5 protein-coding genes are annotated in these 13,662 nt (G+C 60.7%); 2 read left to right on the top strand and 3 right to left on the bottom strand.

Annotation, left to right across the window (positions count from 1 at the left end; genetic code table 11):
• Positions 1-118 precede the first annotated feature (118 nt).
• Complete coding sequence (mltF, locus tag AB3G88_RS22865) at positions 119-1,579, bottom strand: membrane-bound lytic murein transglycosylase MltF (RefSeq protein WP_480451775.1); 1,461 nt, start codon at positions 1,577-1,579, stop codon at positions 119-121.
• Between the two features lie 286 nt (positions 1,580-1,865).
• On the opposite strand from mltF, the gene purL reads away from it, so the two are divergent.
• Both purL and AB3G88_RS22855 read left to right on the top strand, forming a co-directional pair.
• The gene (gene purL / locus AB3G88_RS22860) at positions 1,866-5,762 is read left to right on the top strand and encodes a phosphoribosylformylglycinamidine synthase (protein WP_158877179.1); all 3,897 of its coding nucleotides are present in this window, start codon (positions 1,866-1,868) and stop codon (positions 5,760-5,762) included.
• Positions 5,763-5,766: 4 nt separating this feature from the next.
• Positions 5,767-6,078, top strand: a complete 312-nt coding sequence (locus AB3G88_RS22855; protein WP_099585589.1) for a YqfO family protein — start codon at positions 5,767-5,769, stop codon at positions 6,076-6,078.
• Positions 6,079-6,161: 83 nt separating this feature from the next.
• On the opposite strand, the gene AB3G88_RS22850 is transcribed toward AB3G88_RS22855, so the two are convergent.
• Positions 6,162-11,855 carry a membrane-targeted effector domain-containing toxin gene (locus tag AB3G88_RS22850; RefSeq protein WP_480451772.1) on the bottom strand — a complete coding sequence of 1,898 codons (5,694 nt, stop codon included), beginning with the start codon at positions 11,853-11,855 and terminating at the stop codon, positions 6,162-6,164.
• A 112-nt stretch (positions 11,856-11,967) separates the two neighbouring features.
• Entirely contained in the window at positions 11,968-13,659 is a 1,692-nt protein-coding gene (gene nagE, locus AB3G88_RS22845; RefSeq protein WP_480451770.1) for an N-acetylglucosamine-specific PTS transporter subunit IIBC, read from the bottom strand.
• Positions 13,660-13,662: the final 3 nt, after the last annotated feature.

The raw sequence follows: 13,662 nt of genomic DNA, 5'->3' as shown, positions 1-13,662 counted from the left end.
GGTGTGTGGTGAGGGGGCCTTTGTGGTGATCGAGCCTCTCTGGTGATCGGGCTTTTTGTGGTGAGGGAGCTTCACCAGAGAGGCCCGCTTGCCACAAAGGCCTGTCCCACTCGGGTACCTAGAGCTTCGGGTTGTCTTCCGGCGGCTTGGTCTTGTCCACACCCGGCACGTGCAGGTTGCCTTCGACCACCTGGTTGCCTTCCAGCTGCGGCTGCGTCACCCAGGTCAGAATGTCGTAGTAGCGCCGGATGTTCGCCACAAAGTGTACCGGCTCACCGCCACGCGCATAGCCGTAGCGGGTCTTGCTGTACCACTGCTTCTGCGACAGGCGCGGCAGCATTTTCTTCACGTCCAGCCACTTGTTCGGGTTCAGGCCTTCTTTCTTCGCCAGGGTGCGCGCGTCGTCCAGATGGCCGGTGCCGACGTTATAGGCGGCGAGGGCAAACCAGGTGCGGTCCGGCTCGGCGATGCTGTCGTCCAGCTCATCCTTGATCTTGGCCAGGTACTTGGCGCCGCCCATGATGCTTTGCTTGGGATCCAGGCGGTTGGACACGCCCATGGCCTGGGCGGTGTTCTGGGTCAGCATCATCAGGCCGCGCACGCCGGTCTTGGAGGTGACCGCCGGTTGCCACAGTGATTCCTGGTAGCCGATGGCCGCCAGCAGGCGCCAGTCGACCTTTTCTTCCTTCGCATAGGCCCGGAAGTGCTTCTCGTATTTGGGCAGGCGCTGCTGCAAATGCTGGGCGAACGTATAGGCGCCGACATAACCGAGTACATCGACGTGCCCGTAATAGCGGTCTTTGAGGCGTTGCAGGGTGCCGTTCTTTTCCACCTTGTCCAGGTAGCTATTGATCTCGTTGAGCAGGCTGTTGTCTTCGCCTGCGGCCACGGCCCAGCTCTGGTTGCTGGCGTTGCCCAGGTCAAAGGCCACGCGCACGTTGGGGAAGTACACCTGGTTCATCGCCACTTCGTTGGAGTCCACCAGGGTCAGGTCGATCTGCCCCTCGTCCACCATGCGCAGCAGGTCGACTACCTCAACGGCGTCGGATTCTTCGTATTCAATCGCAGGATTCTGCTTTTTAAGCGCCGCCAATTGTTCGGCGTGGGTGCTGCCCTTGAGCACCATGATCTTCTTGCTCACCAGGTCCGCCGCATTGGTCGGGCGTGACTGGCCGTTGCGGTAGATGATCTGCGGGGTGACTTCCAGGTAAGGATGGGAGAAACGCACCTGTTGCTGGCGCTGCTCGCTGCTGACCAGGCCGGCGGCGGCAAGCACCGGGCCATTGGCTTTGCCCAGTTGGCCGAACAGGTCGTCGAGGTTGTCGGCGGTCTCGATTTCCAGCTTCACGCCCAGGTCGTCGGCAAAGCGCTTGACCAGTTCGTATTCGAAACCGGTTTCACCGTTGCGGTCCTGGAAATACGTGGCCGGGCTGTTCCGGGTAATCACCCGCAATACGCCATCCTCCTTGATTCGCTCAAGCGTGCTGGGTTTATCAACACAGGCGCTGAGCATCAGGAAGAGTCCGGTGGCGATGAGCCATTTGGCGCATCGCGGGCGCAAAGCAGTTGGGGAGAACATCTGCGCAGTATACGCAAACGGCCCACGGCGCCATATCTCGACAGCGGCGGTCTTGTCTGCTAGCGCCGCCAAAACTGTGCTGTAGCCCGCAGAAACGTGGCTTGGCGGGTAATTGTGACGGTTAAAATAACTGCGCCGAATGCCTTGGATAATGCCCCGATTGCATGCAAACCCTGCCAACTGACGTTCGGCAGCAGCCGGCGATGCCGTTTCGGGTGCCGTTAGCGATGGTTTACGCTAGAATGCACGGCCTCAAAGCACACCCCTTCCCGAGGCTGTCCCGAAGATGTTGATCCTGCGCGGCGCTCCTGCCCTTTCTGCCTTTCGCCACAGCAAACTCCTTGAACAACTGAGCCAGAAGGTTCCAGCGGTTACAGGCCTGTATGCTGAATTTGCTCACTTCGCCGACGTTACCGGCGTATTGACCGCCGACGAACAGCAAGTGCTGGCACGCCTTCTGAAGTACGGCCCAAGCGTTCCCGTTCAAGAGCCGACCGGCCGCTTGTTCCTGGTTCTGCCGCGGTTCGGCACCATCTCGCCCTGGTCGAGCAAGGCCAGCGACATTGCCCGCAACTGCGGCCTGGACAAAATCCAGCGCCTGGAGCGCGGTATCGCCTTCTACGTCGCCGGCCAGTTCAGCGATGCCGAGGCCGAGCTGATCGCCAGCAGCCTGCACGACCGCATGACCCAGATCATCGTCAGCCAGCTCGAACAGGCCGCCGGTCTGTTCAGCCACGCCGAGCCCAAGCCGCTGACCGCGATTGATGTGCTCGGCGGCGGCCGCGCCGCCCTGGAGAAGGCCAACACCGAACTGGGCCTGGCCCTGGCCGAAGACGAGATCGACTACCTGGTCAACGCCTTCAACGGTTTGCAGCGCAACCCCCACGACATCGAACTGATGATGTTCGCCCAGGCCAACTCCGAGCACTGCCGTCACAAGATCTTCAACGCCAGTTGGGACATCGACGGCCAGAGCCAGGAAAAAAGCCTGTTCGGCATGATCAAGAACACCTACGTGATGCACAGCGAAGGCGTTCTGTCGGCTTATAAGGACAACGCCTCGGTCATCGTCGGCTCCGTCGCCGGCCGCTTCTTCCCGGACCCGGAGACCCGCCAGTACGGCGCGGTACAGGAGCCGGTGCACATCCTGATGAAGGTCGAAACCCACAACCACCCGACCGCGATTGCTCCGTTCCCAGGCGCAGCCACCGGTTCGGGCGGCGAAATCCGTGACGAGGGCGCAACCGGCCGTGGCGCCAAGCCCAAGGCGGGCCTCACCGGTTTCACCGTGTCCAACCTGCAGATCCCTGGCTTTGAACAGCCGTGGGAAGTGCCGTACGGCAAGCCTGAACGCATCGTAACCGCGCTGGACATCATGATCGAAGGCCCGCTGGGCGGCGCCGCGTTCAACAACGAATTCGGGCGCCCGGCACTGACCGGTTACTTCCGTACCTTCGAACAGTCCATCACCACGCCTCACGGTGATGAAGTGCGCGGTTACCACAAGCCGATCATGTTGGCCGGCGGCATGGGCAACATCCGTGAAGAACACGTCAAGAAAGGCGAGATCCTGGTCGGTTCCAAGCTGATCGTGCTCGGCGGCCCGGCGATGTTGATCGGCCTGGGCGGCGGCGCGGCTTCTTCCATGGCCACCGGCACCAGCTCGGCGGACCTGGACTTTGCTTCCGTACAGCGCGAAAACCCAGAGATGGAGCGTCGCTGCCAGGAAGTCATCGACCGTTGCTGGCAGTTGGGTGACAAGAACCCAATCAGCTTTATCCACGACGTCGGTGCTGGCGGTTTGTCCAACGCCTTCCCGGAACTGGTCAACGACGGCGACCGTGGTGGCCGTTTCGAACTGCGCAACATTCCAAACGACGAGCCGGGCATGGCCCCGCACGAAATCTGGAGTAACGAATCCCAAGAGCGTTATGTGCTGGCCGTCGGCCCTGAAGACTTCGCGCGCTTCCAGGCCATCTGCGAACGCGAGCGTTGCCCGTTTGCCGTGGTCGGCGAAGCCACAGCCGAGCCGCAACTGACGGTTACAGACAGCCACTTCGGCAACAGTCCGGTGGACATGCCGCTCGAAGTGCTGCTGGGCAAAGCCCCGCGCATGCACCGTTCGGCGGTACGTGAAGCCGAGCTGGGCGATGATTTCGACCCAAGCGCCCTGGAACTGGCCGACAGCATCGAACGTGTGCTGCATCACCCGGCCGTGGCGAGCAAAAGCTTCCTGATCACCATCGGCGACCGCAGCATCACCGGCCTGGTGGCCCGTGACCAAATGGTCGGCCCATGGCAGGTGCCGGTGGCTGACGTTGCCGTGACCGCCACCAGCTTTGACGTCTACACCGGTGAAGCCATGGCCATGGGCGAGCGTACCCCGCTGGCCTTGCTGGACGCCCCGGCGTCGGGCCGCATGGCCATTGGTGAAACCCTCACCAACATCGCTGCTTCGCGTATTGGCAAGCTGTCCGACATCAAGTTGTCGGCCAACTGGATGTCCGCGGCCGGTCACCCGGGTGAAGATGCACGCCTGTACGACACGGTCAAAGCGGTCGGCATGGAGCTGTGCCCGGAGTTGGGCATTACCATTCCGGTAGGCAAGGACTCGATGTCCATGGCCACCCGTTGGAACGATGAAGGCGTGGACAAGAGCGTCACCTCGCCGCTGTCGCTGATCGTTACCGGTTTTGCACCGGTCACCGACATCCGCCAGACCCTGACCCCGCAACTGCGCATGGACAAGGGCACCACCGATCTGATCCTGATCGACCTGGGCCGTGGCCAGAACCGCATGGGTGCCTCGATCCTCGCGCAAACCCACGGCAAGCTCGGCAAACACGCACCGGACGTCGATGATGCGGAAGACCTCAAAGCCTTCTTCGCCGTGATCCAGGGCCTTAACGCCGACGGCCACCTGCTGGCTTACCACGACCGTTCCGACGGCGGTTTGCTGACCAGCGTTGTAGAGATGGCGTTCGCCGGTCACTGCGGCCTGAACATCGTGCTCGACAGCGTTGCCGAGGATGCTGCCGAAATCAACGGCATCCTGTTCAACGAAGAGTTGGGCGCCGTGATCCAGGTGCGCCAGGACGCCACCCCGGATGTACTCGCACAATTCAGCGCCGCTGGCCTGGACGATTGCGTGGCGGTGATCGGCCAGCCGATCAACAACGGCGAAATCAATATCTCGTTCAATGGCGATACCGTGTTTGCCGGCCAGCGCCGCCTGCTGCAACGCCAGTGGGCCGAGACCAGCTACCAGATCCAACGCCTGCGTGACAACGCCGACTGCGCCGAGCAGGAATTCGACGTGATCCTGGAAGAAGACAATCCGGGCCTGAGCACCAAGCTCAGCTTCGACGTCAACCAGGACATCGCCGCGCCTTACATCAAGAAAGGCATTCGCCCACAGGTTGCCGTACTGCGTGAGCAGGGCGTCAACGGCCAGGTGGAAATGGCGGCTGCATTCGACCGCGCCGGCTTCAATGCGATCGACGTGCACATGAGCGATATCCTCGCCGGTCGCGTTGACCTCAACGAGTTCAAAGGCCTGGTGGCCTGCGGTGGTTTCTCCTACGGCGACGTGCTGGGTGCCGGTGAAGGCTGGGCCAAGTCGGCCTTGTTCAACAGCCGTGCCCGCGATGCGTTCCAGGGTTTCTTCGAACGTAACGACAGCTTCACCCTGGGTGTGTGCAACGGTTGCCAGATGATGTCCAACCTCAGCGAACTGATCCCGGGCAGCGAGTTCTGGCCGCACTTTGTGCGTAACCGTTCCGAGCAGTTCGAAGCCCGTGTGGCCATGGTGCAGGTGCAGGAATCCAACTCGATCTTCCTGCAAGGCATGGCCGGTTCGCGCATGCCGATCGCCATCGCCCACGGTGAAGGCCATGCCGAGTTCGAAAGCGAAGAAGCACTGCTCGAAGCCGATCTGTCCGGCACCGTGGCTCTGCGTTTCGTCGACAACCACGGCAAGGTCACCGAAAGCTACCCGGCCAACCCGAACGGCTCGCCGCGCGGGATCACCGGCCTCACCAGCCGCGACGGTCGCGTGACCATCATGATGCCGCACCCGGAGCGTGTGTTCCGCGCCGTGCAGAACTCGTGGCGCCCGGAAGAGTGGAACGAAGACGGCGCCTGGCTGCGTATGTTCCGCAACGCGCGCGTCTGGGTGAACTAAGACGGTGTACAAGCTCGCCTTCTTTGTGCCCGACAGCCATGTAGAGGCGGTGAAAACCGCCGTCTTCGCTGCTGGCGGCGGGCGCATCGGCGACTACGACAGCTGCGCCTGGCAAGTGCTGGGCCAGGGCCAGTTCCGGGCGTTGGACGGCAGCCAGCCGTTTATTGGCCAGGTCGGGCAAGTTGAAGCAGTCGAGGAATGGAAGGTTGAGCTGGTGGTGGCGGATGCGTTGATCAAGGCCGTTGTGGCCGCGTTGAAGCTCAGCCATCCCTACGAGACACCGGCCTATGAGGTGTGGCAGTTGGCGGATTTCTGATCCGGGTACTGCAGCAACACAAAACCCGTCGAGCCCTTTGGGCCGGCGGGTTTTTTATTGGCTTGTTGACCGTAGTCGCAGTTTTACGGGGCGGGTGTCAAGTTGACTTCAAACCTGAGGGCGCTCTCCAGGGTTTTTGGCGAGATGAAGCGCTTGTCCTTCAAGTGCCAACGATCAATGAAAAACAACCCGTTATCGTCGATCTGGATAGGGGTCGATACAATTTCACCGCTGCTGGAATGATGCAGCAGGTTCATTTCAGTGCTTGAAGGGTTTTCTATCAGAAAGTACCCAGGGCGGCTTAATCGCGACCTGTCGGCTGTGGTGAAGAACGGCGATGACCGCCGGCCTTCTACACCGACTTTCAAGGTGAAATCGCTTCGGGCGGCACCGGGTTTCAGGCCCGTGTTGATCTCCCAGGTATCGGCGTGGATACCGGTGGGCGGTGACGGCGCAACGTCCCGTACGTAGAGACTGACCGCATCGTGCAACTCCACCAGCCCGGGTACACCCTTGTTCGTATTGGTGTGGGCATTGCCGACAAAGGCCACCCATTTGTGAGCGCCTTGTGCGGCCTGGTCGGCCTCGATCACCTGTGATGCATAAAAGCTGAAGAGGGTGTTGCGGTTCAGGCCTTCACTGTCCACAAGACCTTTGAGGTAGTAACTGGCGGTGCAGTCCAGCGCCTTGATGCGAATCCCGTGTTTGTTTGCTTTCTCGATGACAGCGGTGAAGTGACTACCGCCCTCGTACCCGAGCATGTGTCCCCTGTTCAGCGCTGCCAGGTACTGTTCCAGTTTTCTGTTCAACAGGGCGGTCTTGAAAAACGTATCCAGATCCTGCTGGAACAGGTCGCTTGGCAGGTGTTCGAAATAGAGCGTCTTGACCCCCAGTTGCTCAAACGTACTCATGTGCTTGATCAGGAACGCCTTGCTCGACTGGTCACTGTGAACTTCGCCGATCACCAATCCTGCGGCGTCACGTTTGAAAATCTGACGGATGAACGTGTCGGCCGAGGTATCGGGTTTTATTTCAGGCAAGGCGGACCTGGCAGTCGCCGTCCGGTTCTTAAAGTATGTCTGCGCGTGATCCTGCAGCCGAAGTCGGGTTTCTTTAAAGGTACTGATTGCGCGGCGACCTTCAGCGTCAGAGGGAACATAGCGGGTGTCCAGCCCATCAGGGTGCCGGATCATTTGCAGCACGCGGTCGTGAAACTCGGGAGGCAGGTCGAACTTGGCAAGCACGCTTGTCGAAGGCGATACCGGACTTGTTGAAGGCCCGGCAGTGGCGATGCCTTTGTAGGAAGTGCGCATCGTCAGTCGGTAGTCGGCTTTGGCAAGTGCGTCTTCCGGTATGCCGCCAGCGGTATCTGCCCAGATCCCCACCGGCTGGTTCGGCCCCACATCTTCTATGCGCAGGGCGATGGTTTTTTGCAGGTCGGCCATGCCCGGAATCTGATTGAAAGTGCTCATGCGGGTTTGATGAACCAGTGCAATCCAGCCGTCATCCGGGTGAGCGGCGATGTCGGCTTCAATGACTTTATGCGAGTAGAAGTTTCTGAGGTCGTTGGTCCGGGGCGTAGTGGGCGGCGTGTCACCGAACATCAGCGCATCGTCGAGCTTGTACGAGGTGGTGGCGTCCAGCGCCTTGATGGCGATGCCTTTTTTACGCGCGGTTTTAATGAGCATGGCGTACGAATAATAGGAATGCCTGTTGAAGCCAAAAGTCTCGTCGAGGGTGTTGAGGTGGCGATCAAGGTGCATTGACGACCGGCCAGGCGTGAGTTTTGCCAGCTTCGGCGCGAACACATCGCCCGGTATGTATTCCAGGTAGAGGCGTTTTATGTTCTGCCCGACGAACGCGTCGAGGTTGTCGATCAGGAATTTTTTGCTGGCAATGGAACTGGGAATTTCGCCGATGACCAGGCCTTTGTTTTCGCCCACCAGCTGTTTGATCAGCGTGCGGTGAGGCGTGCTGGCCTCCAGCGCCAACACGTCGGCGCGTGGCGGCGGGATGTCCAGGTAGGTGAAGAAATTTTTCGCATCGTTGGCCAGGTTCGCGACCTGTTTTTGATACGCCTCATAGGCGGGCTGGTTGAGCAGGGCCAGAGAGAATCGGGTCCGCTCAGCGTAATCGGCTTGTTGGCGCAGAAACCGTTTGACCGATTCGGGGTTGAGGATCAACTCAAATTCGGGCAGGTGCTTTTTGGGAATTTCGTACGGATCCAAGGGTTGCAGTGGTTCGGGGACCTTTTCATATTTAGGTCCTGGGGCACCGCCCTTCACGCCGGTACGTACCCAACGTCCGTCGGCATCCGGCGCCGCCAGACGGCTGGTGGACACCAGTCTGCCGCTGGTGGGATCATCGCGGTAGAGCAGGTAGCGTCCGATCGGGTCAGGTGTTTTCGGCGCCCAGAGTAACTGGCCTTCATGGATGACTGGCTGCATTGTGGCCGGGGTGAGGGGCGGCGGGTCCAGCTGTTCGATCAACTGCATGGCCTGGCGTTGTTCGGCGGTCCGTGCGACCTGGCGTAGCGGCCGACTCGCTTTGGTAAGGAGGCCCAGCGCCGGACGCAAGTCGGTGGCCAGCGCGCCAGCGGTATTGAGCACAAACCCGATGTAATGCCCGAGCGCCGCACCTGGGTCACCCTGGTTGTAGGCGTGCAGGGCAAGCATGCCGTCCTTGAACGCCAGCAATGCGCCCACGCTCAGGCTGACAACGGGAAAGGGCGCGGTGGCAATAGCTGTCAGCAACTCGACGCAAGTCCACAGAATGCCGCTGATCATCTGCGTGCGGCTGACGGTTGTCGCGTTGACGTTGTCGATTTTGCGCTGGATGTTCATGTTGTACAGCAGTCTGCGCAGATCGGGCACACCGGGGAGTGCGTGGATCGAGTCGTAGAACGCTGTGCTGCGGCTGGTGCTGTCGATGTGTTCGGGGACGTTGTCCGCAGCCCGCTGCAAAAAAGTGCGGACACGAATCTGCGACTGCAGGCCGACGCGCTCCATCAGATAGCCGGGCATGCCTTTGGTTTTTTTCAGCAGATAGTTGAATTGCCGGGCTTCGCGAAAGCTGATGCCGTCGGGGGCTTGCGGGGTGTACAGCAAGACCGGGTTGTCGGCGTGGCTGAACAGGTAGCAGCCGATCACCCAATCGCCATCGATCATCAGGCGATGGATCGGATAGGTGCTGCGTGCCGAGGCCGAGGTGTCGCCCATGGCATCGATGCTGCGTTCCAGCCAGTCCAGATCCACCCCGGCAATGTCGCCGAGCAAGCGCGACTCCAGCGCGGCGTTGCGCAATTGCAACTGGGTGATTGCCAAGGTGGCGTTGCGTCGGTAGTGATAGTCGGCCTGGGTTTCGTCGAGCAGTTGCGACTTGACGAGGTTGATATAGCGCTGGCCAATCCAGACTCCCGTGACCGAACGCGCCACCCGTTCCGGGCTCAAGGCGCTCAGATCAAGCCCTGGAGGGCCTTTGAAGCGGGCCGACCGGGAAAACTGCTCGTTGATAAAGCCTATCCCGTCGGCGTACCCATCACGAAACAACTGCGTATAGCTGATGGGCGCCGAGGGCTTTACGAATAATTCAGGCGGGGCGTAGGCCCAGACGGTATCCGGATCGATATCGTTTTGCGCGCGGCCCAGCAGGCGGTTTAGTTGTGCCTTGGCCTGTTGGTGCACATAAGTTTCAAAGGCGGGGACGTGCGCCTCGGATCGAGCATCTGCCTGATAGAGGGCTTGGGCGCCGACGGCGTCGTCGGCCTGGGTCGCCAGTTTTTTACGCAGATCGGCCGTCGTCGAGCGATACCAGGCCGGCGTGGCGTAATCGTAATCATCAATTCGCCGGCTCAGCAGATGCCCCGCCATGATCGTCAGGCATTGGGCGTGATTGCACGGCGCATTGAAGGTGATTTCTTCATGCTCCTTTGCCGCTGGCTTGAAGCTCAGGCCGGTCAGCAGCTGTTTCAGCTTGGGTTGAAAACGCAAAGGTACCTGCTGCAATACGTATTCGCTCATGCCGGGTGCGCCGTTGTGCAGGCACCAGCCGAGGATATGCGCCTGCAGGTCGACTTCTTTGTTGAACCTCTGCCATTGCATGCCGCTCGGCGCATCGGGCGTGCACAGCAACAGACGCTGGATCGCTCCGTCGGCATCGCGCTGGCGTAACACCCACAGGTCGCGCAGTTGCGCGCCGTGAAACGACACACTCGACGCCTCCAGCTGCGCATCGTTGCCTTCACGTAGGCGTTGTACGAGGCGGTAATCGTCATCGCTGATATGCCCCTGCAACGTGGCCAGATACGCGAGTGCCTGGATGCGTTGGTCGAGCATTCGCTCGATAGCGGTTTTCAGCGGCGGCTGTTGCTGGATGGATTTTTGAACGTTGGCAAAGTCCAGGCGGGGTTGCAGTTGCGTCAGCACTTCAACCAGATACGCGGGTGTCAGCGATCCATAATCATCCTCAAGCGGCTCACCGGCATAGGTGAGCCGGGTGTTCGTGAGAAACGCGCTACCCGGTTCTTCATCATGGGTGTGCAGACCTCGCAGGGCCAGTTCGACAAGATTTTTGTGATCGTCGTATTCGCCGACGTTGGCCACGTGGCGACGCGTGCTGATGTGCAGTTGCTGGGGATCGAGATCGTGAATGTCCAGGTCATCACTCAGGCGTTCGAGCAACTGGTAACGCGCCAGGGCGTGCGGGGTGGCGGCGGGGCCCAACAGGTCCAGCAGGTTCTGGCGTGCCTCGTTGTAGCTGGCCAGGTGCTCGGCGAGCAGCTGGCGCCGGGTGACGCTGGCGCTGCGATACCAATCCGGAGCGCTCAGGCGCAAGTGTCGCTCCAATAATGCCTGGGCGCGCAGCTCCAGGTAGGCCGTCAGGTCGGGCAGCGTCTGCTGGAGCGCACGTTCAAGGCGCTGCATCAACTGCGTTGCGCTGTGGGCTGGGTTGTCGGCGGTGTTCAACGCCCATTCGATGTCCTGGCGGCGTTTCTCCAGCAGGCTGTCGTAACTGTGTTCGAACAGCGGCTTGTCGCTGATGGGCGAGAGGGCCAGCGGCCAGATCGCGACCGTCGGCAAATGCTGGTAACGCGCCGGGAGCAGTTGGCTGAATTCGTTGACGTGCAGCAAGTGGGCGTTGAGTTCACCCAATGAGTCAAAGGCTTCCAGGCCGCGAACGGGAGTGAACAACAAGACCCTGCCGGGCAAGGCTGAGGTTGCCAGGTCATTGACCGGCGCCACGAACGGTAAGCTGATGATAAACGCACCAGCCAGTTCTACGGTGTGCTCCTGGTACTGGAACGTCAGGGCCCAGGCCGCGGGACGCAACTGCGGGCCGAGGCTCAGCCTCTGCACGTCCTTGAAGTCATCCCGTTGCAACAGGCGATCCTCGACGCCCAGTTTGGCCTGATGTTCAAGGGCAGTGAAACCGGCGGTATAGGTCATGAATGTCTTGCGCGACTGATTCGAGATCAGGTCACGCGCCTCCAGGTCCGACAGCCTCTGCGCCAGCTCACGCTTGAGCGCGTCCAGCACTCGCCGGCCGTCATCGGTGTGCAGGTCGGCCGAGGCGAGCACCTCAAAAGCGGCGCGACTGTTTTTGAAAAACACCCGGTTGGCGGATATGAGTGTGGTGTTCAGTTGTTCGAGGAAGGCCAGCGAGGCCGAGGATTTTTGCCCGATTCGCGGCAGCTCGACCTTCAGTAAATGACGGGCGATGTTGGCAATATCACCTTTGATCGCGTCGTAGGAAGGGGGTGTAACGTCAGCGGTGCTCATAGGCCCGTTTTCCATGCTGAGGAGTAGAGTCGTCAGCATGGAAAAGCTGGGTTGGCGGTGGGCGGTATATAGGTGGGCCAGGCCTGGGCGCTAGCCTGCAGCCACTACCGCTTCAGGCCTGGCACTTGACCAATCGTTCCAGCGCTTGACCCAATCCGGGTGCCTTGTCACCCATCAACAGGTGCCAGACACCGCTTTCTAGCTGGCGTACACCCAGGCAGCCCTGCGCAGTGAGATCAGCTTCAGACAAGCCTGAGTCATCTGCCAACTCCACCCGCAAGCGCGTCATCGCCACCGCTTCCAACTGGCGCACATTCGCCCGGCCACCCAAGGCATCCAGCCATTTTTCGGCTTCCCGCACGTTCACCTCGACCGGCTTATCCACAGGCGCAACCGCCACGGGCGCAGTCGCGGCAAACGACGGCATGGCCAGTCGGATCTCATCCGCAATGCTGTCCGCCATCGGCCCGACCACCACTTGCAAACTGCCACCGTTGCCTGGCCGTACCACTGCCATGGCGCCCAGCGCTTTCAGTTGCGTGTCTGCCGCTTTGTTGCGATCAACCAGGTCCAAACGCAACCGTGTCGTGCAAGCACCGACGCTCAATAAATTTTCTGCACCGCCCAACGCACTGATATACGCGCTGGCGCGCTGGTTGTCGGTCATGGTTTGCGCCTGTGCGACGACGATGTCTTCCCGTCCTGGCGTCTTGAGGTTGAAGCGGCGGATGCAGTAGCTGAACACGCTGTAGTAGATCAGTGCATACGCCACGCCGACCGGCACCACCCGCCAGCCGTTGGTGGATTTGCCCCAGCCCAGCACCATGTCGATGAAGCCGCCGGAGAAGGTGAAGCCCAGGTGAATGTCCAGCAGGTTGGTGACGGCCATCGACAGGCCGGTCAACAGCGCGTGCAGCAGGAACAGGAACGGCGCGAGGAACATGAACGCAAATTCGATGGGTTCGGTCACCCCCGTGAGGAACGATGTCAGGGCCATCGACAGGAAAATCCCGCCCATGATTTTACGGCGCTCCGGCAACGCGTGCCGGTACATCGCCAGGCACGCGGCGGGCAGGCCGAACAGCATCACTGGGAACATGCCGGTCATGAACTGGCCGCCGTTGGGGTCGCCGGCAAAATAGCGGGTCAAGTCGCCGGTCACCACCGCGCCTGTTGCCGGATCAGTGAAACTGCCGAACACAAACCAGGCCATGTTGTTGAGGATATGGTGCAGGCCGGTGACGATCAGCAAGCGGTTGAACACACCAAAAATAAACGCACCGAGGCTGCCGCTTTCCATCAGCAACACGCCGAAGCTATTGATACCGTGTTGGATCGGCGGCCAGATCAGCCCAAAGATTACCCCCAGCCCGACCGCACTGAACCCCGTGACAATCGGCACAAACCGTCGCCCGCCAAAAAATGCCAGGTATTCCGGGAGCTTGATGTCCTTGAAGCGGTTGTACAGCGCGCCGGCCATCAAGCCGCTGACGATACCGGCGAGCATGCCCATGTTGATGGTGGTATCCATCACCTTGAGCGTCGAGATCATCACCAAGTAACCGATCGCCCCGGCCAGCCCGGCCGTGCCGTTATTGTCGCGGGCAAAACCCACGGCGATACCGATGGCGAAGATCAGCGCCAGGTTGGCGAAGATCGCCTGCCCGGCATCGTGCATCACGGCGATGTTCAGCAGGTCGGTGTCACCCAGGCGCAGCAGCAGGCCGGCAATCGGCAGGATCGCGATGGGTAGCATCAGCGCACGGCCCAGGCGTTGCAGGCCTTCAATAAACAGTTGGTACATGGC

The sequence above is a fragment of the Pseudomonas arvensis genome, from assembly GCF_056688935.1.
The sequence above is the reverse complement of the archived record's forward strand: the minus strand, read 5'-3'. Positions and strand labels throughout refer to the sequence as shown.